The following is a 25,780-nucleotide window of genomic DNA, read 5'->3' as shown; positions in this document are numbered from 1 at the left end:
TCATCCTTCCAGGGCCTGGTCGACCGTGACGATGCGCGCAAAACGCTCTTCCAGCACCAGCTCCGTGCGTTCGCGGATTTGCGCCGCGGTGTACTCCCGGCCGCTGCGCAGGTGGGTCATGGGGAATGTCAGTGTGGCTTCACTGACAAAGTCCACCTTAAAGCCGCTGTCCGACGCTTGCCGCGTGGTGGTCTCGCAGCATTGCTCAGTGCGGATGCCGCTGATGATCAGCGTGGTGACGCCCATCTCCGTGAGGCGAGCAGCCAGAGGCGTACCGGCGAAGGCGCTGTGGTAGCGCTTATGGATCACTAACTGTGGATTGATCGACAGCTCGCTCAAGGCCCTGACGTTGCCCGATTGCATGGAGAAATGCCCTTGGTCTTCAACATGGAAGATTTGTACCACCGGGATGCCTTGCTGAACACAGCCATCAATGAGGGCCTGCTGTTTTTCCAGGTAATCGGGCAGGTCATTTTCGGACCAGTAGGTTGAATGCCGGAAGGAATGTTGGGCGTCGATCACGATCAGGGCTTTTTGAGTCACGGGTTGTCCTTCTGGCTTGTGTCTATGGGGAGACGATAGAGCCATGGTAAGGACAACGCTCGGAGGACGACAGGCAAGAGGCGGACTACTTCAGGACGGATTCGGACATACCACTTTGTACGCCATGGCACAGCGGCTGCCAGGGACGAAACCTTGGGCGTATTCATCCGCCAGGGTATTTTCCAGGCGCTGATGGGTATGGGGTTCAAAGCCCAGGCGCCGATAGAACGGCGCATTCCAGGGCACATGCTTGAAGGTGGTCAAGGTCACCGCACACAGTTGCTGGGCGCGTGCGTGGTGGATCGCCGTTTCCACCAGCCTGCGTCCCCAGCCCTGGCCTTGCAATGGCTGGGCAACCGAGACTTCGTGGATATGCAGGTCGTCGCCAAAACGTTCTGCGCTGAGGAAGCCTTGGAGCTGGCCATGGGTGTCGACCACCACCCAGCAGGTCGATAGTGCGATCCACTGCCGATGACGCTCGACACTGATCGACGCAGCATCCGCCAGCCAACCCAGGCCTTCAATGGCCCGGAATGCCTGGGCAGCGCAATGCTCGATGGCGGGTAATAACCCGGCATCTTGCGCTCGCGCCAGGCGAATGTGAGTGCACGGCTCAGCAGCCACTCAAGGCCACCTTGGGCCGCTCACCCGCAAAGAAAAACGGCCGCAAGCGCACGCCCACGCCGTTGCCGATAAAGGCCGCCACCAGCCACACCCAGCCATGCAGGCTGCCCGAGGCGATGCCGCTGAAGTAGGCGCCGATATTGCAGCCATAGGCCAGGCGCGAACCGTAGCCGAGCATCAGGCCACCGATCACCGCCGCGATCAACGAGCGCAGCGGGATGTTCAGGCTGGGGGCGAAACGCCCGGCCAGGCCTGCGGCCAGCAGCGCGCCGAGGACAATACCGATGTCCATGACGCTGGTGATGTCTTCCCACACCGGTGCAGCCAGGGCCTTGGCATTGCCCGGCATCTGCCAGAATGCCCAACTGGCGACGTCCACGCCCAGCCCGCTCGCCACCTTGGCGCCCCACAATGCGAACGCGGAAGTAATGCCCCACGGCCGCCCGGCCAGGGCCAGGGTGGCGTAGTTGAGCAGCGCCAGGCCGATCGCGCCCCATACCAACGGCCATGGCCCGCGCAGGAAGCGGCGCAGCCCTGGGTGCTCGCTTTGTACGCCTTGTTCAAGCTGGCCATGACGGCGTTTTTCCAGGCGCACGGTAACCAGCGCAATCAGCAAGAACACCGTCAGGCTCAGGACCAAAGCCGGCAGCACACCGAAGGTTTTGACGATGGAAACCGCCGGGAACGATGGCAGTGCAAACCACCAGTCGACGTGATGGGTGGCGATCAACGAGCCACAGATAAAGAACAGCAGTGTCACCAACATCCGCGCATTACCGCCGCCGACGGTGAACAAGGTACCCGACGCACACCCGCCGCCCAGCTGCATGCCGATCCCGAAAATAAACGCCCCGAACACCACCGACACACCCGCCGGCGCCACCAGCCCGGTCACCGGCTGGCCAAACAAAGTGCCCGCGCCCAGCGCCGGGAAAAACAGCACCACCGCCACCGCCAGCATCACCATCTGCGCACGCAAGCCGGCGCCACGCCGATCATTGATAAACACACGCCAGGCCGAAGTAAAACCGAAGGCCGCGTGATACAGGGTCAGGCCAAGCGCGGCACCGACCACCAGCAACAACACCTGGCGCGCGCCCACCGTGTTTTGCAGGAACAGAGCGCCCGCCACCAGGATGACAAAAGCGATCAGTGGCGCGACGGGCTTGCGCACGGGCGACAGGGAAAGAGAGGTGCTCATGGGGATCTCGATTGGTTGGACGGAGGCAAGTATAGCCTCAGACGGAATTTGATCAGGTGGGGGCATTGCCCAAAGGCTCATTGTTTGACCCACCGCTTTCGCAGCCTCGCTGAAGCTCGACAGCTCCCACAGGGGATCGGCGGTGGCGGGTTGATCTCGGTTTGCAGGGCCACCGCGCCAAACACAGCTCCCGACAACAACACCGCTCAAAATGTGGGAGCTGTCGAGCCCCAGCGAGGCTGCGATGGCGGCGGCACAGGCAACACTTTCATCGCCTGGCCCACCGCTTTCGCAGCCTCGCTAAAGCTCGACAGCTCCCACAGGGGATCGGCGGTGCATGTGGAATATCGGTTTGCAGGGCCAGCGCGCTAAACACAACTCTCGACAACAACACCGCTCAAAATGTGGGAGCTGTCGAGCCCCAGCGAGGCTGCGATGGCGGCGGCACAATCAACCTCTTCAGCGCCTGATACACCGCTATCGCAGCCTCGCTAAAGCTCGACAGCTCCCACAGGGGATCGGCGATGTATGTGGAATATCGCTTTGCAGCGCCACCGCGCCAAACACAACTCCCGACAACAACACCGCTCAAAATGTGGGAGCTGTCGAGCCCCAGCGAGGCTGCGATGGCGGCGGCACAATCAACCTCTTCAGCGCCTGAACCACCGCTTTCGCAGCCTCGCTAAAGCTCGACAGCTCCCACAGGGGATCGGCGGTGTATGTGGAATATCGCTTTGCAGGGCCATCGCGCCAAACACAACTCCCGACAACAACACCGCTCAAAATGTGGGAGCTGTCGAGCCCCAGCGAGGCTGCGAAGGCGGCGGCACAATCAACCTCTTCAGCGCCTGATACACCGCTATCGCAGCCTCGCTAAAGCTCGACAGCTCCCACAGGAGATCGGTGGTGTATGTGGAATATCGCTTTGCAGCGCCAGCGCGCCAAACACAACTCCCGACAACAACACCGCTCAAAATGTGGGAGCTGTCGAGCCCCAGCGAGGCTGCGATGGCGGCGGCACAATCAACCTCTTCAGCGCCTGAACCACCGCTTTTGCAGCCTCGCTAAAGCTCGACAGCTCCCACAGGGGATCGGCGGTGTATGTGGAATGTCGCTTTGCAGGGCCATCGCGCCAAACACAACTCCCGACAACAACACCGCTCAAAATGTGGGAGCTGTCGAGCCCCAGCGAGGCTGCGAAGGCGGCGGCACAATCAACCTCTTCAGCGCCTGATACACCGCTTTCGCAGCCTCGCTAAAGCTCGACAGCTCCCACAGGAGATCGGCGGTGTATGTGGAATATCGCTTTGCAGCGCCACCGCGCCCAACACAGCACCCGACAACAACACAGCTCAAAATGTGGGAGCTGTCGAGCCCCAGCGAGGCTGCGATGGCGGCGGCACAATCAACATCTTCATCGCCTGACCCACCGCTTTCGCAGCCTCGCTAAAGCTCGACAGCTCCCACAGGGGATCGGCGGTGTATATGGAATATCGCTTTGCAGCGCCACCGCGCCCAACACAGCACCCGACAACAACACCGCTCAAAATGTGGGAGCTGTCGAGCCCCAGCGAGGCTGCGAAGGCGGCGGCATAATCAACCTCTTCAGCGCCTGAACCACCGCTTTCGCAGCCTCGCTAAAGCTCGACAGCTCCCACAGGAGGTGAGCAGGCCTGACTAACCCAGGCTGATCGACTTCCACGCCGCTTCAGCCAGCAATTCGCGGTATTCAAATGGACTCTTTTTGACCTTCGCCGACAACCACGCACGCGAGTAACTTTCCGCAGCGCCGATAATCAACGAGGGAATCAGTTCTGCCGGCAAGTGGCTGAAATGCTCCTTGCGCCCTTCCCCGCTCATCCACTCCTTCAGCTGCTGGTTGCGCTGTTTATTGCGTGCAAGCAGCTCTTCCTTGAACGGGCCGCTGGAGACGGCAAAGCGGCTTTGAAACACGAACCGCGCCCAGTCCGGCTGTGCGGTCACCCATTCAACGTAGCTGTACACCAGCCCGACGACGCCTGCGTGGGCCGTATCCGCCGCTTGCAGATAGCGGTCACGCAGGCTGGCCTGGTCCTCCAGCGCAGCAAAGAACAGCGCAGCGACCAACCCCTCTTTATTGCCGAAGTGGTGATAGATAGCGCCCACGCTGGTATCGCAACGCGCGCGAATAGTTTCGATAGAGGTCGCCTCAATGCCCACCTCGTTAAAACACGCCAGTGCTTCGCGCAGGATGATGCGCTTGAGGTCGCTGCGCCTGCCGGGGAAGGTGCGCTCGATGAGATCGATGGAGTGCATGGAGGAACGCCAAATCAAAACAGTTTATAGGCTGAACGACCGGCAGAGAAAGCTCAGGTTGACAGCCGTGGAATCAACAGAATATTGTTCCGTCACAGAATATTATTCTGCAAATGACCCTTGAGGATATTCCGATGAGCCAAGCCCTGAGCATGTTCAATAGCGTAGGCCCCACTGCATTCAGCAACCTGGCCTGCCAGATGGCCCCCTACTTCAGCACCATCACGCCCGAGATCGCGGAGCTCAAACCCAACCATGCGGTGGTCACCGTGCCGTTTCGCAAGGAAATCACTAACCACCTGGCCTCCGTGCACGCCATCGCACTGTGCAACGCCGCCGAACTGGCCGGTGGCATGATGACCGACGCGTCGATCCCCGCAGGCGCACGCTGGATTCCCAAAGGCATGACTGTGGAATACCTGGCCAAGGCGAAAACCGATATCCGCGCTGTTGCCGATGGCAGCGCTATCGATTGGCAAACCGCCGGAGACAAGATCGTGCCGGTGGAGATCTTTGATGCCGGTGGCGTCAAGGTCTTCACCGCCCACATCACCATGAATGTGAAACTCGCTTAGGCATTCGGCCGGCCCAGGCAGTATCAGCTACGCGGCATCTGCAATGCGTGACTGGACGCCTGGATGCGGTCGACGATGCACTGCGAAGCGGTGCGGATTGCCGTGGTGGTATCGCCGGCGATATGCGGCATCAATTGCGCATCGGCAATACCGCCAACGGCGAGCTGCATCGGTCCTTTCCAGGGCGAAGGTATCAAGGGCGAACGCCTTATCGGCATATCAAGTAAGAGGACGGGAAAAGATCATCAGCCGTCAAAAAAACACCTCTTCACCCAAGAGACATGGATCAAGGCTTTTAACTTTCTGATTAACCAGCGCTAAATAAAATCCTTCGAAAACGTCTTACTCAATGGGAAGTCTCGGCACACATAGCGTACGAGAGAAACCTAAAAAATCTTCATAACCCCTGAACGTCAGCCAATTGAGTAGGCGAAGCGCTCGCGAGTCCTATCCATCGACTTATTCAGGAACATACGCCCCGGTGAAACGGCGCGCCCCTAGTTCAGAAGGATCTCTATGCAAAGCCTCCCGTTCTCTGTGTTACGCCTGTTCGGTGTGCTGGCAGTCATGGTCTGCGTGCTGTTGACGACGCCAGCCCGTGCCGATTACACCGACCTCTCCCTGACCCACGAAAAAAACATCCAGTCCTACGTCGTGAACCCCGACGGTAGCTTTGTGCTGGATGTCGAACGGGTTATGCGGATCAATGAAGAGCGCGCGATCACCTCCAACGCCCAGCGCTCTGTGACCTACAATCGCACCCTGGAAACTCTGGATATTGTCGAGGCCTACACTCTCAAATCCGATGGCCGCAAAGTCGTGGTAACACCAGACCGGATCAAGGAGCAGCAGGAACTGGAGTCTGCCCAGGCGCCGATGTTTCAGGACTCGCGGGTCAAAGTGGTGATCTTCCCGGAGCTGCAAGTGGGCGATCGCATGGTGCTGCGGTACCAGCGCCATCGCAATACGCCGTTGTTTGCGGGGCAGTTCGAAGACCTTTTCTCGCCGGACTTTTACCAGAATGAGCTGGTGCGCCTGAGCTACGACATGCCCGCCGAAATGAAGCTGTACGCCGACTCACGGGGTTTCAAAGCGTCCGCGCCAGCCAACGCCAACGGGCGAACGGTGTACCGCTGGGACCTGGAGCAAACCAAGAAAAATCGCGTGGAAGATGGCTCCGTTGCCTACACCGACTACGGGCAACTGCTGGCCGTATCGACGTTCACCGACTACAAACAGTTTGCCCGGGCCTACGCCGCACGCGCACAGGTAGAAGTGACCCCGGCCATGACCCAACTGGCCAAGGAACTCACCACCAACCTCGACAACCCACGCAGCAAGGCCCTGGTGCTGAGTGACTGGGTACGCAAGAACATCCGCTATGTGGCCGTGTACGTCGGCGCCGGCGGCGTAGTACCGCACTCAGCGCAAGCGGTGCTGGATAACCGCTACGGCGACTGCAAAGACCATGTAGCCCTGCTTGAAGCGCTGCTCAAAGCCGTCGCCATTGAAAGCTCTCCCGCCCTGATCAACGCCGACAACGCCTACGTACTGCCCAAGGTGCCAACCCTGGGCGTGCTCAATCATGTGATCACTTATGTACCCAGCCTCGATCTGTACCTGGACTCCACCGCGACGCCCATCGCCGCTGGCTACCTGCCTCTGCCCGAACTCGGCAAACCGGTATTGCTGACACAGACCGGTGAACGTAAGCAGACACCGTCCCGCCAGCCTGGCAAAGTGGACACAACCATGGTGTTCAAGGTCAACACCAAAGGCGCTGCAGACTTTACCAACGACTCCACCATCGACGGTTGGGGCGCGGAGCTTAACCGCTTCATGCTCAAGGCCATGCAGCCAGCCGACCGTAATCAGTTGGTGCAACAGGTCCTGAGCATGTTTGGGCAATCCGGTAGCGGCGTGATCGAAACTGACGCTTTGGACAGTACTGCCAATACCTTCAAGTTCACCCTCAAAGGCCACACCAGCAATCTGGTCAACCTGCCTGGCCCGACCGGGGTGCCTACCCTCTCCAGCCTGGCCGGCGGTATTGGCCAGAGCGTGTTTTCCTTGATGGCCGAAAAGGAACGTACTCAGAACTTCTCCTGCCTTTCGAGTGAAATCTCAGAAGTTGCGCGCCTGGAGTTCCCCGCCAAGGTGAAGATCCTCGCGGTGCCCAAGGCAGTGTCGGTGAAACACGCAGGCTTCGACTATCGCTCGACCTATGTGAAGAAGGCCAATACGGTGCTGATCACGCGCCAATATGTGTTTAGCAAGCCAGAGATTCTCTGCACCCCGGAGGATTTTGCGGCCATGCAGCCGGCGATTGAAGGCATGGTCAACGATTTGAAAAGCCAGGTGATTGTGCAGACGCTGTAACGCCCTGGCCCTTCTTGCGTGTCAGTGGTTATGCACTGGCGCGCGGGAAGCGGGGACTGCATGCTGAGGCGCAGCTATAAAACCGTTCCTAACCCGGTTGGCGCTTCTGTGAGGCGCTATCAGCCTTAACGTTCTGACTCGACAGCCCGCCCGCTCGTAAAATCAAGAATGACCGTAAACCTCTGTTGCTCACGGATCACCTCAATCTGCCAGCCCAGCTTTGCGCACAATTGCCGCATCAACTGCAACCCAAGACCATATCCATAGTCGTCGGATTCCTGCCGCGGCCTGGCCTCGTTGATGTAATTGGCAATCACCAGCCTGGGGTATTTGAAACTGATGTCCACCGTGCCCTCTTCCGCGTATTGCAGCGCATTGCGCAGGAAGTTGCCGATCACGATACGGCACGCTGTAGGGGGCAGTCGGCAAGGTTCGTTGTGGATGTCGATGCTCAGCTCAATATCCCGGTGACCGATCAGGTAGCGGTGTTTTTCAATCAGGTCGCCCACCAGCTCGCTCAGGTCAACGTCTTCTTCCGGCAGCGGCTCGGGACGCTCGCGGCTCATCCACAGCAATGTTTCGGCGATCAGTTGCATGTTCATCACCGAACGTTCTATGCGCTGCAATGAGGGTGGCAGCGCACCGCCCGATTGCAGGGCCAACAATTCGATTGTGGCCTTGAGCACCGCCAGGGGCGTGCGCAGTTCATGGCTGGTGTAACGCAACAAGCGGCCTTCTCGTTCGCTGGCGGCCTGCACCTGCTCAACACTTTTGGCCAGGGCATCGGCCAGCATGTTGAACTCCTTGAAACTGAAACCCGGTCGAGCGCCGGTCAGTGCCTCAGGGTCCTTGAGTGTGCCGGACCATTGCACCAGGCGCCCCAGCGGCCGAACCAGCCACCAGACCAGCAAGGCGATGATGATCAGCGCCGGCACGAATACCGCCAGGCTGATGAACTTGACACTCTCTATGACCTGATCGAAATAGGCATCAGACAACGGCGTCTCCACCTCTCCACCTGCTTCCTTATCGTGGTCGATGTCGTACATGTAGAGGGTTTTGCCGTCACCCAGGGGCTGTTCGAGGATGATCTGGAACGGCTCCTCGTCGTCATCGGAATAGAGATCGCCGAAGATATTCACCGCGCCAAAGGACAGGCTCGGCGATGTAGTGAGCAACTCGCGCACGTCCTGCGGCAACGCCTCCTTGCCGATGACGCTGGTATAGAAGTAATTGTGCGGTGTCGGCGTGGTCGGGTCCTGTTTGTAGTGCCGGAGAAAATACTGAGCCTCCTCCTCCATCATCGCGCTGGCGGTGTAGAACAGGCCCCGCACGGTGAATTCAGGCAGCAGCTTGCTGTAGATCACCAGCACCACCGCAATCAGGCACAGGAAGCTGCCGCTGATTACCCACTTCAGGCTCAGTCCGTTACGCATGAGGTTTTACCTGAATGCCGACACCCGCCAGGGTATGGATCAATGGCCGGCCAAACGGTTTGTCTACCGCCTTGCGCAGCCGGTGCATATGCACTTTGAGGGTATTGCTGTCGGGTGGCTCATCGCCCCAGATTTTGCTTTCCAACCGCTCTCTGGGAACAGGCTCGGGACTGGCGCGCATCAAGTGCTCCAGCAAGGCCCAGCAGATAGGTGACAGATGCAGCTCCTGCCCTGCCCGGCTGACTTTGCGGGTGGTCAGCTCCATGACCAGGTCGTCCACTTGCAGGCGGCTGGTCTGGCCGCTGCGCCGCAGGCTCAAGGCGCGAATCCGCGCCACCAACTCGGCAAGCTCGAACGGCTTGACCAGATAGTCGTCGGCGCCCGCGGCAAAACTGGCGAGCTTGTCCGGCAACGCATCCAGCGAGGTCAGCATCAGGATGGGGGTCTGGACGCCTTGCTGGCGCAACCCTGCGCACACCTGCTGGCCGTCCAGTCGCGGCAGCATGATGTCCAGCACAATGACGTCGTAATGCTGGTTGAGCGCCAGGTTGAGCCCGGCCTGGCCATGGCTGGCGTGATCGCAGACGATGCCGCTGATCTCCAGGTACTCGATGACGGTGGTGGCCAGGTCCAGGTTGTCCTCGACCAGCAGCAGATGAATATGCACGGAAAAAACCCCTCGGGCAGGCAGTGCGCAGCGGTGTGAAGGATAGCGGAAGTCGGGCGGCTTCCCGTGATGTTTACCTGACGTTAACCCCGTGCTGCTTAGGCTAAGGCTCTTCTTATCCAGAGCTCGTCACCGTCATGAACCTGTATTCGATGATCAAAGGGGTGCTGTTAGCCGTGATTTTCCTCGCGCTGATGGTGGGCATCCTTCCACAGCAAACGCAGTTGGTACGCATGGGAGGCAATGGCTGGTTTCTGGTGGGCCAGAACATTGAGCAGACAGGGTCGTGTGATGTCGCCCGTGCGTCGTGATGAGATTGGCGCCAGTTATACCGGCCAGTTGGTCGCCTGCGTGGTGCTGGTTATTGGTGTGGCGGTTTCGATGGGCATCTATATCGCGCGCTTGAATGCGCACCTCGATGAGCAACGCGACCTGTCTTCGGTGTATCTGCCCGACTGCCCTGACGGGCGCGGTGGTTTTATGGTGTATCCCGATGACAGGCGCAGCGGTGACCAGTGCTACACCGCCGGTGAGGATGAATCGATGGAGGTCGATGAGGCGCAGCGGCTATCAGGCTCGAACCTGGCGCAATGGTTCGACTACCTCCTGCCTGCGCTTCAAACCCCGAGCAGGCTTTAGATACGTCATGCCGTTCAGTGACCTCTGTATAAGCGAGCTTGCTCGCGAAAACCGTCGACGATAACGCGTGCTTACTGAATGAACGCGGCGCCTGTGAGTTTTTCGCGAGCAAGCTCGCTCCTACGAGCCTATTGCGGCCGCCAACATCACGTTGCTCGGGATTGGCGGGGCGTTTTGGGGGCTGCTGATTGGGTTGGTGGCGTACGTCGTGCTTAATGGGCGGTTGCCGCGTCGGGTGCTTGATGCTCGTGAGAACGCTGCTAATTGAGGCTCCACGACCTGGGCTTAAACCCAGCCCGCCTGCCACTCAAACGCTTCGATATGGCATTCGATCATGTCTAGGCATGCCTTCCGACAAAGCATACAGAACCTGACTACGTAAACAGACGCCCGTTGCGCACGGAAATCCCCAGGCAATCTCTGCAAGATCAAGCTCCAACTGATCGGAGGGGATCATGGGCACCGACGCAAACGCACGCGTGTCGGTAGTGGCCTACACCTACCGCGGTCCCAATTTCGTACGCATCATCAGCGCCCGGCTTGCATCCAAAAATGAACGGCGCCAGTACCTGGAGGTGTGAGCCATGAAAGACGAGTACGACTTCAGTAACGCCAAACGAGGCGCTATCGCCAGCAACAAAGGTAAAACCCGTATCACGATCATGCTGGACGATGCTGTGATCGAAGCCGCCCGTGAACGTGCCCAGAGTGCAGGCACCGGCTATCAGACCGTGATCAACAATCTACTGCGACAGGCATTGGTTTCCCAGGACACCTATAACCTAGCGCCAGCCTCGAAGAAACAAGCCAAAACCTTGCAAGTCCTCAACAATGGCATCAGCGTCTCAGAGGTCGAAGCGTTGGAACAGCAGTTGATAGCGCTCGCTGGCGAATTGAATCGAATGCTTGTTAATCCACTGCCTGCCAAATCAAAAAGCAAACCTGTCTGAATCGAAGGGCTAGAGTTGGCTTCTTGCGAATCGCGCCATGCAGGCCAAATCCAAGGCAAAAAAAGCCTGCATCGCTGCAGCCCGTCTCCCGAGCAAGAGTCTCTCCCAGGTATCCTAGCTGAGCAAGACGCTACCAAGGCGGCTAGGAAAAAATTCCGTTTTGTGGAAGTTGTTTCTATCAGGTCGATGTAATTCATAGGAAATGAAAGCCATGTACTTCAAGTTCATCACTCTGCTCGCACTCGCATTGCTCACTGGCTGCACGACAATCCCCTACGAAAAACCGCAAGACCAGTTGAACATCCAGAAAGATCTGTCTTTAAAACCTGAGGAAATTGTCACAATGACCCAGGTGAATTGGTGCGCCTACGCCTATGGCGAAGTGACGCCTTGCCACCCTCAGGAAGCGCTGGGGGTTCAGACTCGCACGAAATTGATATTGGCCAGTTACGACAAGCCCCACTACAAAACAATGGTTGAAGTACAAGCCAGCGACGTCATGTGCGCGCACTTACAAACGCCGGTAGATACCGCTCCAAATCTGTTTTTGTTCACCCAAGACTACGCCGTGCAGATTTGGCCAGTAGAGCCGAGTTTTAAACCGGATATCGCGAAGAAAAAACTCATCGTCGATACCATGCTCCAACCAGGAAAACGAACCTTGGTGGGCACTGAAAAGGATTATGTGAGCGACACGGGTCGAGGGAGAGCGGGGATGACGATGACCTCCATCGTAAACCTGGTTAATCCTTGTTCGATTTGAAGGGTAACCGTCCGGCTCCCCCACCTTAAGCGTCTACCGAACACATCTTGCACTAGTCCGTCTTGGTGCGGAGTCAGCCTATGAGCCAAGGTTAGTGCGCGGTGAACCATCTGGGGTGTAGCACAGGAAAATGTTCCTTCAGCCAATCCACAAATGCCTCGACCTGAGGCGCAAGATGCGTTCTGCTTGGATAAAGCACGGAAACCAGGCGAGGCTTTGGACGAAATGCCTTGAGCACCTCAACCAGTTCTCCGCTTGCGAGGAATGTCTCAACGGCAATTCCAGGCGCTTGAACAATGCCGAAGCCTGCAACACCGCATTGAACGTAGGCATTCGACTCATTCACGGTGATTCCACCCCGAGGCGTATGTGGACGATCTTCGCCGTCTACCGCGAAGTGCCAAGGCAGCGGTCTGTTATTTTGACCGGAAAGGAAGCTGACACATTGGTGGTCTACTAGATCTTGTAGGGTTATGGGTGCACCGCAGGCTTGGAGATAACCTGCAGACGCACAGGTCACCATGGTGGCGGTGCCAATTTCTCTAGCCACCATGCTTGAATCCGCGAGGTCACCAATGCGCAATACACAGTCGATGCCCTCGGCTACGAGATCTACCGTACGGTCGGTCACGCCTAGCGCAAGCTCGATGTCGGGAAATGCCTCGGTAAATCTCCTGAGGCTTTCCATGAAACTGTGCTGGGAAAACGCAGTGGGGATGTCAATTCGAAGCCGCCCACGCAACGTCGACCCACTACGGTCGAACATGGAAGTGGTTTCTGCGATGGTTGCCAAAATCTCTTTGACGCGTTCGTAAAACCGCTCGCCCTCAGCAGTCAGTTTTACTTTACGCGTAGTGCGCTGGAACAGACGAACACCCAGCGAGGCTTCCAAATCCTGAATGGTGCGTGTGACGTGCGGGCGCCCGGCCTGCATTGCCTCAGCGACTTTGGTGAAGCTCCCCAACTCCGCTAGCTTGGCGAATACTTGCATCGACTGTAGAAGCTCCATAAGTCTCTTCTCGTGAAGCGTGTTAACGGGATGATTGTTGCTGATCAGGATAACAATCCTGTTGGTTTCTGCACATTTATCTAGAGCCGCGAAACCTCAACAATGTCCTCAGCGTAAAGGAGGAGCGTTCCTCCCCTGCACATTCAAAATTGTTGGAGACAGAAAATGAAAGCGTGGCTTCTGAAAGATTTCGGCCTGGATAATCTGGTGCAGGGCGAAACGGAAACCCCCGCGCCCCAAGCGGGTGAGCTGCTGGTAAAAGTAGGCGCCGTATCACTCAATTTCCGGGACAAGGCCATCGTTGACGGCATCTATGAACCGCACAGGGTGCCCAAGCCGCTGATCCCCATCAGCGATGCGGCGGGGACTGTCGTGGCAGTAGGTGAAGGTGTCAGCCGCTTTGCTATCGGAGATCGGGTCAACTCACACCTCTACTCACGTTGGTTGGACGGCATGCCTGGGCCAGATGAACCCAACTACTGCTTCGGCTCGCCATTGCCTGGTGGTCTGGCGCAATTCATGATCATCCATGAAGACAGCGCGGTACGTGCCCCCGACAACATGTCAGATGAGGAAGCAGCGACCCTTCCAATTGCGGCTCTGACGGCGTGGTATGCGCTCGTCGATTATGGCAAGATCGAGGCCGGCCAAACCGTCTTGGTTCAGGGATCTGGAGGTGTTTCTGTGTTTGCAGCACAAATTGCCACGGCTTTGGGAGCCAAGGTGATCGTCACCTCCAGCCGTGATGACAATCTGGAAGCTGTAAAAAAACTGGGCGCGGTTGCGGGTGTGAATTATCGCACTACCCCTGAGTGGGCAGAGGAAGTTTTGAAACTCACTGACGGCAAGGGAGTGGATCTCCTGCTGGATGTGGCAGGCGGTGACGGCATCAATCAATCGATTGCTGCAACAAAGGCAGGTGGACGTATCGCACAGATCGGCTTTCTGACAGGCCAGACCTCTGCCTTGAACCTGATGCCTATGATTTTCCGGCAAACAACGATTCGCGGCATAGCCGTTGCTCCACGCTCGTCATTTGACCGAATGAACGAATTCTTGAATGAGCACAAGATTCGCCCGGTCATCGACCACGTGTATCCATTTGATCAAGCACGCGAAGCGTACGAACATTTGGCCAGAGGCGCCTTTGGCAAGGTAGTAATCAAAATCGCGTAGGACCGGGCCGCTTCAATCTCACTCGCCCGCTGCGACGGCAGGCGCGTGAGCACGGCCTTCAAATAAGCATGCGGATCATACCCGCTGATGGCGTCATGCTAAGCGTTTGGTTTGCTGGGTCAAATCCCAAGCAAAAAAAAGCCTGTATCTCTACAGGCTTTTCTCTATCTGGCTCCACGACCTGGACTCGAACCAGGGACCCAATGATTAACAGTCATTTGCTCTACCAACTGAGCTATCGCGGAATGCGCCGTATGTTACTGATTAAAAAGAAGAAGTCAAGCATCCTCTGACACTTTCCGTAAATCGCCCCCCTGCTCGCTTGAATACGACGGTTCCCTGGCCAGATCCAACCAGGCCCGCGCTGCCGGTGGCAGGTGGGCGCTGGCGCGCCAGGCCAGGGCGATGTGCCAATCGGTGTGGGGCTCGTCCAGGGGGATCAAGGCGATGCCGGGATGTTGGTGTTTGTGCGCCAGCATCCGGGGCAGGAAGGCGACGCCCAGCCCGGCGGCCACCAGGTCGACGATGAAGTCTATTTGCCCGCTGCGGGCAGTGACTTTGGGGGTTACGCCTTTACGCTCGCACGCACTGAGGATCTTCGCGTTGAGGGCAAAACCCGCTTCGAACAGGATGAACGGCGAGTCCGCCAGGTCGGTGAAGTCGATGCGCTTGCGGCGGGCCAGTGGGTGGCTGACGGGCAGCACTGCGATCAGAGGTTCGTTGCGTACTGGCTGATAGTCGAAGCCTTCGTCCACCGGCAGCAGCAGTGCCGCCAGATCGACCTCCCCCGCTTCCAGGCATTCGCGCAGTCTTTTACTGCCGTACTCGGTCAGTTCGATGTCGATGCCTGGGTAGCGGCTGCGGTAGGTGGCAAACATGGCCGCGAACAGCACGCCGCACCCCACCGGCGGCAGGCCGATGCGCAGCACGCCGCGCTTGAGGCCGCGCAGGTCGTTGATTTCAGCCATCAGGTCGGTGCGTTCGGCGAGCATTACCAAGGCGCGGCGGTAGGCAATTTCGCCGGCGGCGGTGAGTTCGTTCTTGTGGCCCAGACGATTGAGCAGTGGCATGCCCAATTCGTCCTCCAGGGTCTTGACCGCTTTGCTGACGGTGGACTGGGTCAGGGCAACCACTTCGGCCGCCTGGGAGAACCCGCCCTGGCGCACCACTTCGACAAACGCACGCAAGGTTCGCAGGTTCATCAGTATTCCTTTGGCGACTGGATAGCAGTGATAAAAGTTGTTTTCATCATGGCATAACTTTGCTTAGGGTGTAGCACTTTGCCCTGTGGAGACACCGTCGATGATCATCTCGTCCGCTTCCGACTACCGCGCCGCGGCCAAGCGCAAGTTGCCGCGCTTTCTGTTCGATTACATCGACGGCGGCGCCTACGCCGAGCACACGCTGCGCGCCAACAGTTCGGACCTGGCCGAGATCAGCCTGCGCCAACGCATCCTGCGCAATGTCGACGACCTGAGTCTTACCACCCAGCTGTTCGGCACCGAACTGGCGATGCCGGTGATCCTCAGCCCGGTCGGCCTGACCGGCATGTACGCGCGACGCGGTGAAGTGCAAGCGGCCAGGGCGGCGGCCAACAAAAACATCCCCTTCTGCCTGTCGACAGTGTCGGTGTGTTCGATTGAGGAAGTAGCCTCGCAAAGCCCCCAGTCGATCTGGTTCCAGCTGTATGTGCTCAAGGATCGCGGTTTCATGCGCAACGCCCTGGAGCGGGCGCAGGCCGCCGGGGTGACTACCTTGGTGTTCACCGTTGACATGCCGACACCGGGCGCACGCTACCGTGACGCGCACTCGGGCATGTCCGGCCCCTACGCGGCGCAGCGGCGCATGTTGCAGGCGGTGACCAAGCCGCAATGGGCCTTCGATGTGGGCTTGATGGGCCGCCCCCACGACCTGGGCAATATCTCCAAATACCTGGGCAAACCCACCCACCTGGAGGACTACATTGGCTGGCTGGCCAACAACTTCGACCCGTCGATCAGCTGGAAAGACCTGGAGTGGATCCGCGAGTTCTGGAAAGGCCCGATGATCATCAAGGGCATCCTCGACCCGCAGGATGCCAAGGACGCGGTGAGTTTCGGTGCCGACGGCATCGTGGTCTCCAACCATGGCGGCCGCCAGCTCGACGGGGTGCTCTCCACGGCCAAGGCGTTGCCGCCGATTGCCGAAGCGGTGGGCGATGACCTGACCGTGCTGGTGGATTCGGGCATTCGCTCCGGGCTCGACGTGGTGCGCATGCTCGCCCTGGGTGCCAAGGCGTGCCTGCTGGGGCGTGCCACCGCCTACGCGCTGGCCGCCGAGGGCCAGCATGGGGTGGAGAACCTGCTGGACATCTTTGCCAAGGAAATGCGCGTGGCCATGACCCTGACCGGGGTCACTTCCATCGCGCAGATCGACCGTACCACCTTGGTCTAGTAGTGATGAGGGGTGGTGTACTTTGTGTGCGGATAACCGAAGCGTTGTTTATTTGCGACAAACAACTCGCCCCACCGTAACAGTAAGGTTAACCGGGCCGGCAGTAACGTCGGGCCAAATCAGCCAAATAACTGGCGCCATGCTTTAACTGACTTTTCTTACTTAAAAATTAGTTAATTGATTTATAAGGATTTTTACCAACCAAATACACTTGGCATGAATCTCGCTCTAGTACTGTTCAAGCAGGTTCGGCGATGACAAGACGTGCGGCAGTGCCCCGGGGTTATAACCCAAGGAAAAGCGGTTTAAACTGTTTCCAATGTTTTACGGAACTGACGGATCAGTAAGACGCTTGGCACTCGCCACTCTCATCCCGCCTGTAAGACAGCCCAGTGCTTAGAGGCCACGCGCTTATGAAAACCCCCACCCAGACCAACGCAATTGACTTTGACAGTGCCAAATTGCAACGCCTGGGATTTGGCCAGCCATCCTTACGCCCACGCCGCCCCGCCACCCTCGCCGAACTTCGCCAGCAACTGAACCAGCAGTTGCAGACGAGCCTGGAGCCGGAGCGCATCCTGGGTCTGTTCTTTCGCGAGGTACAGCGCCTGGTGCCGCTGGACGCGTTGCAATACCGTCACGCCGCCAGCGACCTGCGCCTGGAGTTTGGCCACCGGGGTCATCACTCCGTCAGCTACACCCTGAGCCATGAAGGCGAGCACCTGGGGGAACTGGTCTTTCGTCGTAACCAGCGGTTGCTTGAAGAAGAACTGAGCCAGCTCGAACTGCTGCTGGTAACCTTGCTTTATCCGATGCGCAACGCCCTGCTCTACCGCGCCGCCACCCGCAGCGCCCTGCGTGACCCGTTGACCGAAACCGGCAACCGTGTGGCCATGGACCAGACGCTGCAGCGAGAAATCGACATGGCACGCCGGCATTTGCACCCGCTGTCGCTGTTGATGCTGGACATCGACCACTTCAAGAAAATCAACGACACCCATGGGCATGCCGCGGGCGACAGCGTGCTGCGCGCCGTGGCGGGGGCGATCAAACGCCAGTTGCGCAACGTGGACATGGTGTTCCGGTTTGGCGGGGAAGAGTTTTTGATCCTGCTCTCCAACACCGGTCGCGATGCCGCGAGGATGGTGGGAGAGCGCCTGCGCCAGGCGGCACAAGCCCAGGACTACTGGGTGGAGGGCACCCGAATCGAACTGACCGTGAGCCTCGGTTGCTCGACGCTGCTGGCGGCCGAGTCAGCTGAAAGCCTGCTGCGTCGGGCCGACAATGCGTTGTATGTGGCCAAGCGCGAAGGTCGTAACCGCCTGGCGATGGCGGGGTAAGGTCAGTTGTGGAGAGGGAGCTTGCTCCCTCTCCACAATTACCGCTACGCCTCGCTGGCGATGCGCACAGGGCGCTCGCGAACGGCTGGCGCCTTGTCTTTCTCCGCATTCTCTAGACGCATACAGCTTTCCAGGAACAAGTGCATGTAGTCGTAGCTCTTGCACACCGCCTGGCGCAACTCTTCCTGCAGGGCCTTGCTCGGGTTGGTCCCGGCCAGGGTGCAGATGATTTCCAGGGCTTCCCAAGGGTGGGCGTCGTCGTATTGGGCGTGCATCTTCAGCCACTTCATCGCCCGCTTGCGATCTTCCTCCGGGAAGGCCGCAGCATAAACACCGGTAGAGCAGACCACCGCGGACCACTCCCCCGTCGCCCCCTCGATCGCGTAGTTGGTGGCGGCAATCGCGACGATCAACGCATCCGCCGAGCTGGTGTGCCAGCACCAATGACTCAGGGCGTGCAACTCGGGCGGTACCTCCTGCGCTTGCAGCTCTTCAAGGCTGACGCCGTGAGCCCGTGCCCAATTGACCCAGTAGTCGGCATGGTTGAGCTCCACGCGAATGTTGCGCATCAGCCAACGGCGCGCCATGTCCTCCCCAGGATGGCGGGCAAACTTGGTCTTGGTCAGGTTCTGCGCCATGTACAAGGCAAACTGTTCCACCACCGGCCAACCACCAATCAGGTAGTGGCGCATGGTCTTGGCGCTGAGGGCGTTATCACGCATGCGCTGATACAGTTCGTGCTCGACAACCCGGCGCTTGCTCTCGCTACAGTCCTGGATCAGCTGTTGCGCCCAGGCAGGGTAACTCGAGGCTTCCATAAGCGGGCCGGTTCTGTTGAAGGTGTCGATCACTGTGGGGCTCCTTTTCAAGTGTGATTGTACAGACCAGCAAATGTTTCAGCGGAAAGTGCCGGGCGCCTTGAATAACAGTGGCTGCGGCCGCTCAGGGCGGCACTGCAGGCTATCAAAGGTAAACAATTGCGGGCGTTCAATCAGGTAGCCCTGAGCGTAATCCACACCTATCTCAAGTAAAGCCTGTTCGATCTGCGGTGTTTCAACAAACTCGGCAATTGTGCGCTTACCCATGACGTGGCCGATGTGGTTGATCACTTCGACCATGGCGCGGTTAATCGGGTCGTCCAGCATATCCTTTACGAAACTTCCATCGATCTTCAGGAAGTCTACAGGTAAATGTTTCAAATATGCGAATGAGGACATTCCGGCGCAAAAGTCATCGAGGGAAAAATGGCAGCCTAACGCTTTGAGTTCATTAATAAATCGAATCGCGCTGCCCAAATTGGCGATAGCGCTGGTTTCAGTTATTTCAAAACAAATCATTTCCGGTGGAATGTTGTAAGTATCGAATTTCTGACGTAAAAATCCTAAGAAGTCATCGTCGCCAATCGTTATTCCTGACAGATTAATCGCACACATGGCCATGGGCCGGCCCGGACGCTCATGCATGCAACGGGCAATAATCTTGAATACGTTTTCCACTACCCAACGGTCCAGGGACGTCATCAAACCGTAACGTTCGGCGGCCGGAATAAAACTGTTGGGCAAAATGATTCGCCCCGCTTCGTCATGCAGACGCAAGAGAATTTCAATGTGTCCATTGCCGGCGTCGGTAGTGCCCAACGGCGCAATTTCCTGGGCGTAGAGGCAAAAGCGGTCTTCCTCAAGGGCAATATGCAGCCGCTGTACCCAGGCCATCTCGCCAAACCGCAGAGACAATTCCGAGTCATCGACGTGGTAGACCTGCACGCGGTTGCGCCCTTTTTCCTTGGCCATGTAGCACGCCATGTCGGCGGCGCGCAGGGAGGTTTCCAGGGTGGTCGGGGTTTGGGAGATATGCACCAGGCCGATGCTGACAGTGGTCATGAAGGGCCGCCCCTTCCACACGAAGTGCAAGCTCTGCACGGTATGGCGCAGGCTCTCGGCGATTTTTTCCGCCACCGGCGCCGGGCAGTTTTCCAGCAGGATGCCAAACTCGTCTCCGCCCAACCGAGCCAGGGTATCGCCCTCGCGCAGGTCCGACTGCAGCAGCGCGCAGATGTGGCGCAGCAATTCATCGCCCGCCGCGTGGCCACAGGTGTCATTGACCAGCTTGAATTGGTCGAGGTCAAGGAACATCAAGGCATGTCGCCCATTTTGCTGGCGCGCGACCTGCTGCAGCACCTGTTCAAGCCGGAACTCGAACTCGCGACGGTTGGCCAGGCCGGTCAAGGCGTCGTGGGTGGCCTGCCAGGAAAGGTTGGCGATGTACTGGCGTTCCTGGGTCATGTCGTGCAGCACCAGCACCGCACCGCTGATCTTGCCGGCGCTGCGGATCGGCGCGCCCACCAGGGTCACCGAGACGGTGCTGCCGTCCAGGCGCTGGATCAGCTTGGAATGCTCGCTGCCGCCGCTGAACTGGCCCTTGACGATGTGTTCAATCAGGGTGAAGCCGTCGGGCTCGGCGTTTTCATCCAACAGCTTGAACAGCGCCGCCAGCGGTAGGCCCTGGGCCTGCTCCGAGCGCCAGTGGGTCAAAGCTTCGGCTGCAGGGTTCATGTAGGCAATGGCCCCGTCGACATCGGTGGTAATCACCCCGTCGCCAATCGACTCCAACGTGATCTGCGCCCGCTCCTTCTCCGCTTGCAGCGCATCGGCAAAGGCATGACGCTGGGCCAGCAACTTGTGGGTGCGCAGCAACGCCAACACGATCAGGCCCAGGGCGGTCGCCAGGTTGGTGATCAACAATAGCCGCAGGATCATCCGCGAACCTTCGCCCAGGGCATCGCTGAACGCCTTGGCGGCGGGCGTCACTCCTTCATTGATGGCCGTGATGCGCGCCTTCCAACTATGGACATCGTCATCGCTGACGTAGCCGGAGGTAATGGCGCCGTGCATCTCCTGGGCAAGCTCATCCAACTGCACCAGGTAGCCGTCGCCCACCGTCCACAGCTCAATGGCTTTTTCCAGGTAGCTGAAATGACGGAAGTTGAGGTACAGCCAGATCAGGCTGGAAACGTCGTCCGGATGGTTGCCGCCCTTGAGAATACCCAGGCGCGCGGCCTCCATGTCGGGATTGGGACGGTCCAGGGCAATGCGCAATTCATGCCCACCCTGGGGCACGGCAATGGCCTGCTGGTATTTGAGGTAGGTGGCGTCGTTGCGGTTATCGGCGTAGAGGGTCAGGTAGTAAATGGCATCTTTCTGGCCCTTGGACCACAGGCTTTCGCCCGCCACATAGCCCCGCACTGCCGAAAGCACGTAGAGACTGACGCAGCCTAACAATGCCTGGAACAACACGACGGCGATAAAGGGCCAGACAATACCCAACAGGCGTGGCGTTCCGAGAGTCCGCTTTTGCTTCATGAAGTCCCTTGCACATGCACAGCTTGATACGCACGCGAAAATCCGCTCCCGATAGCACAGCCTAAGCTAAATCAACGTACTTGTTGCAAGTGTCCGTACAGTTTGGCGTACAACCCGCCATCGGCAATCAACTGCTGATGGTCGCCGTCCTCGGCAATGTGCCCGCCATCGAACACCAGCACTCGGTCAGCCTGCTTCACCGCAGACAGCCGGTGGGCGATGATCAGTGTAGTACGCCCACTGAGAAACCGCGCCAGAGCCTGGTGCAGGTTGTACTCGGTGGCCGCGTCCAATGCAGACGTGGCCTCGTCCAGAATCACCACTTTAGGCTCGGCGAGCACCATGCGGGCAATGGCCAGGCGTTGGCGCTGCCCCCCGGAAAAACGCACGCCCGAGCGCCCGACCACGCTGTCCAGGCCCAAAGGCAGTGCTTTGACAGTAGCATCCAGTTGGGCGATTTCCAGCGCCTGCCAGCAGGCTTGATCGGTGCGGGTACGGCCCATGGTCAGGTTGGCGCGCACGGTGTCGTTGAACAGCGCCGGGTGTTGCAGCACCACCGCGACGTTCTCGCGGATGGTCTCCAGGCCGATCTCCTGCTGAGTGGCAGCGCCAAAACGAATACTGCCGGCCTGGGGCGTATAGAGCCCCAGCAACAGTTGCACCAGGGTGCTTTTGCCGCCGCCGCTGGCGCCGACAATTGCCACCTTTTCACCCGGTGCGATGGCCAGGTTCAACTGGTTGAGCACCAGGTCTTCGCCGTAGCCAAAGTCGAGGCCACGCACTTCGATGCCGACCGTCTCGCGCCCGCTGAACGGGTCTGCGCCGCCTGGGTATTGCGGTTCATCGGCACGCGCCAGCAGCTCGTTGATCCGCGACAGCGCGCCGCCCGCCGCATAATAGGCGTATTGCAGGTTCAGCAGTTGTTCCACCGGGCCGATCATGAACCACAGGTAACTGAACACCGCGAGCATCTGGCCGATGGACAGGTCGGAAAACAGCACGGTGAGCATGGCCGCGGCGCGGAAGATGTCGATGCCGAACTGGAACAGCAAGCCACTGGCGCGGCTCGACGCGTCGGTTTTCCACTGGGAATGGATGGCGTAGTCACGCACTTCCTGGGCACGTTGGCCCAGGCGCCCGAGGAAAAAGCCCTGGCGGTTGCCGGCGCGCACTTCCTGGATGGCATCCAGGGTTTCGGTCAGCGCCTGGGTAAAGCGTGAAGTACTGTCGTTTTCCAGCTTCTTGAGATGCTTGACGCGCTTGCCCAACTGCACCGTGGCGTAGATCACCAACGGGTTGAACAACAGGATCAGCAACGCCAGTTGCCAATGCATCCACACCAGGATCGCCGAAGTGCCAACCAGGGTCAGCATCGCCACCAGGAAACGGCTGAGGGTTTCGCCAACGAATTTGTCCAGGGTGTCCAGGTCGGTCACCAGGTGGGTGGTGACCGTACCGCTGCCCAGGCTTTCGTACTCACCCAGGGAGATACGCTTGAGACGTTCGATCAGGCGCACGCGGATGCGGTACACGATGTCCTTGGCCAAGCGCGCAAACAGCCGCGCCTGCACCACGTTGAACACCAGCGCGCCGCAGCGCAGGGCCAGGGTGACCATGAGCATCAGGCCGATATAGCCAGCAGCTTTTTGCCAACCCAGGGGCAGCGCGTGGTTCATCACCTTGAGAGCGGCATCGCCATGGCCCAGCAGCACTTCGTCCACCAGCAACGGCAACAACAGCGGGATAGGCACGCTGCACAGGGTGGCGAGCACGGCGACGCCGTTGGCGACCCACAGGGATTTCTTGTGACGCAGGGCCAGGCGGCGAATTTCCGCCCAGGTCAGGCGGTCGGTGCGTGGAGGCTGTTCATACACAGGCAGCTCGCTCCAGCCATCGACCCAGTAACGGCGACAGCTCGGACAGCGGCTGGTAACCATTGGTCAGCAAGGCCAACTGGCCGTTGCGCTCGGCCAGCAGGGTCGGGAACCCGGCAATGCCCAGGTCCTGCACCCAGGTAAAATCAGCCGCCGTGGCCGCGTGCTGATCGGCACGGTCGAACTCGCCGGCAAACTCGATGCGTGGAATACCGGCCTGCTCGGCCAGTTCCACCAGCACAGGGGCCAGGGTCACGTCCCGACCTTCGACATAGAACGCGCGCTGGATCAGCCCCAGCAGCTTCCAGGCACAATCCGGCGCCAGGCTGCGTGCGGTGACGATCGCGCGGCACGCCGGCTCCGTGTCGTAGACAAACCCTTCGGGCAACGCGCCCTCACGCTTGAACGGCTGGCCGGTGGCGTCGGTGACGGCCTGCCAGTGTTCAAGGATGTAGCGCCGGGTAGTCGGCTCCAGCGCCGCGCCGCTGCCGGTGCGCAAGCCGCCCACCACCAGGTGCACGTCCACGCCGGCCGCCTGGGCCTGCTCTACCAGCGCTTGTGCCACCGGGGCAAAGCCCCAGCACCAGGAACACATCGGGTCCATTACATAGAGCAGGCGCGCAGACATGGCTCAGGCCTCGGAAGGGGTTTGCTTGTAGTTGTAACCAATCGGGTGCGGCATGTTGCGGGCCTTGGCCAGTTCGATCTGCTTCTGGCGGTCGATCGCACTGCGACGGGTCTTCTCCGGCAGCTTATCCCAGCAATGGGGGCAACTGATGCCGGCCACATAATGCTCAGAGGTGCGGTCTTCTACGCTCACGGGTGTGCGGCAGGCATGACATTGATCGTAGTCGCCTTCGCTCAAGTCGTGGCGCACGGTCACGCGATTGTCGAACACAAAGCAGTCGCCCTGCCATTTGGTTTCTTCCTGGGGCACCTCTTCGAGGTACTTCAGGATACCGCCCTTGAGGTGGTAGACCTCATCGAAGCCTTCGCTGAGCATGTAGCTCGACGCCTTCTCACAGCGAATGCCGCCGGTGCAGAACATAGCGACCTTCTTGTGCTTGGCCGGGTCGAAGTTGGCTTTGATGTAGTCGGGAAATTCGCGAAAACTGGTGGTTTTCGGGTCGATTGCGCCTTCGAACGTGCCAATCGACACCTCGTAGTCGTTACGGGTGTCGATCAACAACACTTCCGGGTCGCTGATCAGCGCGTTCCAATCCTGCGGGTCGACGTAGGTACCGACCTTTTTGTTCGGGTCGACGCCTTCAACGCCCAGGGTCACGATCTCTTTCTTGAGTTTGACCTTGGTGCGATAGAACGGCTGGTCGTCGCAGTAGGATTCCTTGTGGTCGATATCGACCATGCGCGGGTCTTTTTTCAGCCAGGCCATCAGGCCGTCAATGCCTTCGCGGCTGCCGGAAACGGTGCCGTTGATGCCTTCTTCGGCGATCAGCAAGGTGCCTTTGATGCCGTTGTCGACCATCGCCTGCAACAGGGGCTCGCGCAGGGCGACGTAATCTTCAAGGGTGACGAACTTATACAGTGCCGCCACGACAATCGGTTGAGTCATGGGTGTTCTCTCCAGGTGGCTACCCTCGTAAGGGGTGAACCGGATACAAAAAGGCGTCGGCCAAGGCGACGCGGCGCGCATTCTAGCAAAACCACGCCGCCACCGCATCGGCATGCAGCCGCTGATATGCCCTCATCGGTGTGGGTTACGTACCCCCTCCACGCGGTACCGCAGGCCACCGAGATGGCTGAACATCAATCGATAGGCACCACGCCCGCGAGAAGAGGCGTAGCCATGCAAATCAGCGGACCATAGTTGGTCTCGGTGAGCATGCCAATGAACCGCGCCGAACCGCCCTTCACGCAAGTGGCTGAGGGTAAGGGCAATACTGCGACGCTCGCGGCCCGATAGTTGGGTATCTACAAGCCTCGCGGTATCGAACTCCATCTGCGGGGCAGCGGCTCTCGCTGCTGCCGGCGCTACCAACGGCACCTGCGCCTGTGCTTGCCGCCCACCGCGTGCGCGACTTGGACCAGCCACCTGTGTCGTCACCCCCACCTCGAACGCCCGTGACCCCGCCTGCTGACTGCTCGCGGCAGCGGACTCACGCTCTGGGCTTCGCAGCACTATCGCGCTATAGCCCATGCGTTTCAACTCAGGCATCGGGTTACGACTCTCCCTCAGTATGCGAGCGACGTCTCTGGACAGGTCCACAGGCCCCACGTAGCCACGCAGGGTCCCCTGACGCTGACTGACGTAAAAGGTAATGCCTTCTTCAGCGTGACGGCGCGCATAGACAAAATTCACCAACCGCTCCGTTTCTTCGTGACTCAGCCCACTCTCCTGCGCCGCCCCGATCGCCGCCTCCGAAATATTCCTGGCGAACTGTTCTTCCTGTTGTTGCGCTGCGCTGGCCATGGCCTGCGGTTGCCTGCTTTGATAGGCACTAAAGCGGCTGGCACCAAACAGTACGCCTCCCACCATAGCCCCCACGTACACACCTG

The 25,780-nt window shown here is 59.1% G+C and carries 23 protein-coding genes, 1 tRNA gene and 3 pseudogenes; 11 read left to right on the top strand and 16 right to left on the bottom strand.

Annotated elements, in window-relative coordinates:
• The 4 genes from MF6394_RS27890 to MF6394_RS27875 all read right to left on the bottom strand — a co-directional run bounded on the left by MF6394_RS27890 (position 1) and on the right by MF6394_RS27875 (position 4,663).
• Entirely contained in the window at positions 1–543 is a 543-nt protein-coding gene (locus tag MF6394_RS27890) for a cysteine hydrolase family protein (protein ID WP_044274412.1), read from the bottom strand.
• Between the two features lie 90 nt (positions 544–633).
• Entirely contained in the window at positions 634–1,167 is a 534-nt protein-coding gene (locus tag MF6394_RS27885; protein WP_078467973.1) for a GNAT family N-acetyltransferase, read from the bottom strand.
• Positions 1,157–2,368: a YeeE/YedE family protein gene (locus MF6394_RS27880; RefSeq protein ID WP_044274415.1), complete on the bottom strand. Its 1,212-nt coding sequence runs from the start codon at positions 2,366–2,368 to the stop codon at positions 1,157–1,159. Before MF6394_RS27880 ends, MF6394_RS27885 begins: the two co-directional genes overlap by 11 nt.
• 1,677 nt (positions 2,369–4,045) lie before the next feature.
• Positions 4,046–4,663, bottom strand: a complete 618-nt coding sequence (locus tag MF6394_RS27875) for a TetR/AcrR family transcriptional regulator (RefSeq protein ID WP_069557708.1) — start codon at positions 4,661–4,663, stop codon at positions 4,046–4,048.
• Positions 4,664–4,797: 134 nt separating this feature from the next.
• Between MF6394_RS27875 and MF6394_RS27870 the strand changes: the two genes are divergently transcribed.
• Positions 4,798–5,238: a hotdog fold domain-containing protein gene (locus MF6394_RS27870; protein WP_069557709.1), complete on the top strand. Its 441-nt coding sequence runs from the start codon at positions 4,798–4,800 to the stop codon at positions 5,236–5,238.
• Between the two features lie 23 nt (positions 5,239–5,261).
• Here the strand turns inward: MF6394_RS27870 and MF6394_RS27865 are convergent, their stop codons facing one another.
• Entirely contained in the window at positions 5,262–5,408 is a 147-nt protein-coding gene (locus MF6394_RS27865) for a hypothetical protein (RefSeq protein ID WP_177345159.1), read from the bottom strand.
• A gap of 346 nt (positions 5,409–5,754) precedes the next feature.
• Between MF6394_RS27865 and MF6394_RS27860 the strand changes: the two genes are divergently transcribed.
• Positions 5,755–7,617, top strand: a complete 1,863-nt coding sequence (locus MF6394_RS27860; RefSeq protein WP_078467972.1) for a DUF3857 domain-containing transglutaminase family protein — start codon at positions 5,755–5,757, stop codon at positions 7,615–7,617.
• Between the two features lie 125 nt (positions 7,618–7,742).
• Here the strand turns inward: MF6394_RS27860 and MF6394_RS27855 are convergent, their stop codons facing one another.
• Together MF6394_RS27855 and MF6394_RS27850 are read right to left on the bottom strand one after the other, a co-directional pair.
• Entirely contained in the window at positions 7,743–9,053 is a 1,311-nt protein-coding gene (locus MF6394_RS27855; protein ID WP_078467971.1) for a sensor histidine kinase, read from the bottom strand.
• Positions 9,046–9,720, bottom strand: coding sequence for a response regulator transcription factor (locus tag MF6394_RS27850; RefSeq protein WP_047711450.1), 675 nt, complete (start codon positions 9,718–9,720; stop codon positions 9,046–9,048). Before MF6394_RS27850 ends, MF6394_RS27855 begins: the two co-directional genes overlap by 8 nt.
• A gap of 137 nt (positions 9,721–9,857) precedes the next feature.
• On the opposite strand from MF6394_RS27850, the gene MF6394_RS34375 reads away from it, so the two are divergent.
• The 6 genes and pseudogenes from MF6394_RS34375 to MF6394_RS27830 all read left to right on the top strand — a co-directional run bounded on the left by MF6394_RS34375 (position 9,858) and on the right by MF6394_RS27830 (position 12,072).
• Positions 9,858–10,031, top strand: a complete 174-nt coding sequence (locus MF6394_RS34375) for a hypothetical protein (protein WP_164545337.1) — start codon at positions 9,858–9,860, stop codon at positions 10,029–10,031.
• Positions 10,012–10,359, top strand: coding sequence for a hypothetical protein (locus MF6394_RS27845; protein ID WP_078467970.1), 348 nt, complete (start codon positions 10,012–10,014; stop codon positions 10,357–10,359). The genes MF6394_RS34375 and MF6394_RS27845 overlap by 20 nt, the downstream gene beginning before the upstream one ends.
• A gap of 133 nt (positions 10,360–10,492) precedes the next feature.
• Positions 10,493–10,627 (top strand): annotated as a pseudogene (locus MF6394_RS33465) (benzoate transporter); the annotation flags it as partial.
• Between the two features lie 184 nt (positions 10,628–10,811).
• A pseudogene (locus MF6394_RS27840) lies at positions 10,812–10,940 on the top strand (BrnT family toxin); the annotation flags it as partial.
• Positions 10,941–10,943: 3 nt separating this feature from the next.
• A complete protein-coding gene (locus tag MF6394_RS27835; RefSeq protein ID WP_032896063.1) occupies positions 10,944–11,309 on the top strand; it encodes a BrnA antitoxin family protein in 366 nt (121 codons plus the stop codon).
• Positions 11,310–11,520: 211 nt separating this feature from the next.
• Positions 11,521–12,072 carry a hypothetical protein gene (locus MF6394_RS27830; protein ID WP_078467968.1) on the top strand — a complete coding sequence of 184 codons (552 nt, stop codon included), beginning with the start codon at positions 11,521–11,523 and terminating at the stop codon, positions 12,070–12,072.
• Positions 12,073–12,163: 91 nt separating this feature from the next.
• Here the strand turns inward: MF6394_RS27830 and MF6394_RS27825 are convergent, their stop codons facing one another.
• Entirely contained in the window at positions 12,164–13,063 is a 900-nt protein-coding gene (locus MF6394_RS27825; protein ID WP_078468010.1) for a LysR family transcriptional regulator, read from the bottom strand.
• Between the two features lie 183 nt (positions 13,064–13,246).
• Between MF6394_RS27825 and MF6394_RS27820 the strand changes: the two genes are divergently transcribed.
• On the top strand, positions 13,247–14,257 hold the full coding sequence (locus tag MF6394_RS27820; protein WP_078467967.1) for a zinc-dependent alcohol dehydrogenase family protein: 1,011 nt from the start codon (positions 13,247–13,249) through the stop codon (positions 14,255–14,257).
• A 169-nt stretch (positions 14,258–14,426) separates the two neighbouring features.
• Here the strand turns inward: MF6394_RS27820 and MF6394_RS27815 are convergent.
• A tRNA-Asn gene (locus MF6394_RS27815) sits at positions 14,427–14,502 on the bottom strand.
• Positions 14,503–14,535: 33 nt separating this feature from the next.
• Positions 14,536–15,459: a LysR family transcriptional regulator gene (locus MF6394_RS27810; RefSeq protein WP_078467966.1), complete on the bottom strand. Its 924-nt coding sequence runs from the start codon at positions 15,457–15,459 to the stop codon at positions 14,536–14,538.
• A gap of 100 nt (positions 15,460–15,559) precedes the next feature.
• Between MF6394_RS27810 and lldD the strand changes: the two genes are divergently transcribed.
• Both lldD and MF6394_RS27800 read left to right on the top strand, forming a co-directional pair.
• On the top strand, positions 15,560–16,690 hold the full coding sequence (lldD, locus tag MF6394_RS27805; RefSeq protein WP_047711454.1) for an FMN-dependent L-lactate dehydrogenase LldD: 1,131 nt from the start codon (positions 15,560–15,562) through the stop codon (positions 16,688–16,690).
• A gap of 413 nt (positions 16,691–17,103) precedes the next feature.
• Positions 17,104–18,030, top strand: a complete 927-nt coding sequence (locus MF6394_RS27800) for a GGDEF domain-containing protein (protein WP_014719251.1) — start codon at positions 17,104–17,106, stop codon at positions 18,028–18,030.
• Positions 18,031–18,074: 44 nt separating this feature from the next.
• Here the strand turns inward: MF6394_RS27800 and MF6394_RS27795 are convergent, their stop codons facing one another.
• The 6 genes and pseudogenes from MF6394_RS27795 to MF6394_RS34775 form a co-directional block, all read right to left on the bottom strand.
• Positions 18,075–18,848 (bottom strand): TenA family transcriptional regulator, encoded by a 774-nt coding sequence (locus MF6394_RS27795; protein ID WP_153474739.1) that lies wholly within the window; start codon positions 18,846–18,848, stop codon positions 18,075–18,077.
• 78 nt (positions 18,849–18,926) lie between these two features.
• Positions 18,927–21,389: an EAL domain-containing protein gene (locus MF6394_RS27790; protein ID WP_047711455.1), complete on the bottom strand. Its 2,463-nt coding sequence runs from the start codon at positions 21,387–21,389 to the stop codon at positions 18,927–18,929.
• 71 nt (positions 21,390–21,460) lie between these two features.
• Positions 21,461–23,263, bottom strand: coding sequence for an ABC transporter ATP-binding protein (locus MF6394_RS27785; protein ID WP_044274460.1), 1,803 nt, complete (start codon positions 23,261–23,263; stop codon positions 21,461–21,463).
• A complete protein-coding gene (locus tag MF6394_RS27780) occupies positions 23,256–23,891 on the bottom strand; it encodes a DsbA family protein (RefSeq protein ID WP_044274462.1) in 636 nt (211 codons plus the stop codon). The genes MF6394_RS27785 and MF6394_RS27780 overlap by 8 nt, the downstream gene beginning before the upstream one ends.
• A 3-nt stretch (positions 23,892–23,894) precedes the next feature.
• Positions 23,895–24,836 (bottom strand): oxygen-dependent tRNA uridine(34) hydroxylase TrhO, encoded by a 942-nt coding sequence (gene trhO / locus MF6394_RS27775; RefSeq protein WP_032896045.1) that lies wholly within the window; start codon positions 24,834–24,836, stop codon positions 23,895–23,897.
• A gap of 132 nt (positions 24,837–24,968) precedes the next feature.
• A pseudogene (locus tag MF6394_RS34775) lies at positions 24,969–25,780 on the bottom strand (RHS repeat protein); the annotation flags it as partial.

The organism is Pseudomonas sp. MF6394 (genome assembly GCF_002018845.1).
Lineage (GTDB): Bacteria > Pseudomonadota > Gammaproteobacteria > Pseudomonadales > Pseudomonadaceae > Aquipseudomonas > Aquipseudomonas lactis.
The sequence above is the reverse complement of the archived record's forward strand: the minus strand, read 5'-3'. Positions and strand labels throughout refer to the sequence as shown.

Bases quoted from the DNA above. Each gene is read 5' to 3' on its own strand.
- MF6394_RS27875 (WP_069557708.1), bottom strand. From the start codon at position 4,663: ATGCACTCCATCGATCTCATCGAGCGCACCTTCCCCGGCAGGCGCAGC.
- MF6394_RS27860 (WP_078467972.1), top strand. From the start codon at position 5,755: ATGCAAAGCCTCCCGTTCTCTGTGTTACGCCTGTTCGGTGTGCTGGCA.
- MF6394_RS27820 (WP_078467967.1), top strand. From the start codon at position 13,247: ATGAAAGCGTGGCTTCTGAAAGATTTCGGCCTGGATAATCTGGTGCAG.
- MF6394_RS27845 (WP_078467970.1), top strand. From the start codon at position 10,012: ATGTCGCCCGTGCGTCGTGATGAGATTGGCGCCAGTTATACCGGCCAG.
- lldD (WP_047711454.1), top strand. From the start codon at position 15,560: ATGATCATCTCGTCCGCTTCCGACTACCGCGCCGCGGCCAAGCGCAAG.
- MF6394_RS27870 (WP_069557709.1), top strand. From the start codon at position 4,798: ATGAGCCAAGCCCTGAGCATGTTCAATAGCGTAGGCCCCACTGCATTC.
- MF6394_RS27800 (WP_014719251.1), top strand. From the start codon at position 17,104: ATGAAAACCCCCACCCAGACCAACGCAATTGACTTTGACAGTGCCAAA.
- MF6394_RS27825 (WP_078468010.1), bottom strand. From the start codon at position 13,063: ATGCAAGTATTCGCCAAGCTAGCGGAGTTGGGGAGCTTCACCAAAGTC.
- MF6394_RS27790 (WP_047711455.1), bottom strand. From the start codon at position 21,389: ATGAAGCAAAAGCGGACTCTCGGAACGCCACGCCTGTTGGGTATTGTC.
- MF6394_RS27835 (WP_032896063.1), top strand. From the start codon at position 10,944: ATGAAAGACGAGTACGACTTCAGTAACGCCAAACGAGGCGCTATCGCC.
- MF6394_RS27830 (WP_078467968.1), top strand. From the start codon at position 11,521: ATGTACTTCAAGTTCATCACTCTGCTCGCACTCGCATTGCTCACTGGC.
- MF6394_RS27880 (WP_044274415.1), bottom strand. From the start codon at position 2,368: ATGAGCACCTCTCTTTCCCTGTCGCCCGTGCGCAAGCCCGTCGCGCCA.
- MF6394_RS27865 (WP_177345159.1), bottom strand. From the start codon at position 5,408: ATGCAGCTCGCCGTTGGCGGTATTGCCGATGCGCAATTGATGCCGCAT.
- MF6394_RS27810 (WP_078467966.1), bottom strand. From the start codon at position 15,459: ATGAACCTGCGAACCTTGCGTGCGTTTGTCGAAGTGGTGCGCCAGGGC.
- MF6394_RS27780 (WP_044274462.1), bottom strand. From the start codon at position 23,891: ATGTCTGCGCGCCTGCTCTATGTAATGGACCCGATGTGTTCCTGGTGC.
- MF6394_RS27855 (WP_078467971.1), bottom strand. From the start codon at position 9,053: ATGCGTAACGGACTGAGCCTGAAGTGGGTAATCAGCGGCAGCTTCCTG.
- MF6394_RS27795 (WP_153474739.1), bottom strand. From the start codon at position 18,848: ATGGAAGCCTCGAGTTACCCTGCCTGGGCGCAACAGCTGATCCAGGAC.
- trhO (WP_032896045.1), bottom strand. From the start codon at position 24,836: ATGACTCAACCGATTGTCGTGGCGGCACTGTATAAGTTCGTCACCCTT.
- MF6394_RS34375 (WP_164545337.1), top strand. From the start codon at position 9,858: ATGAACCTGTATTCGATGATCAAAGGGGTGCTGTTAGCCGTGATTTTC.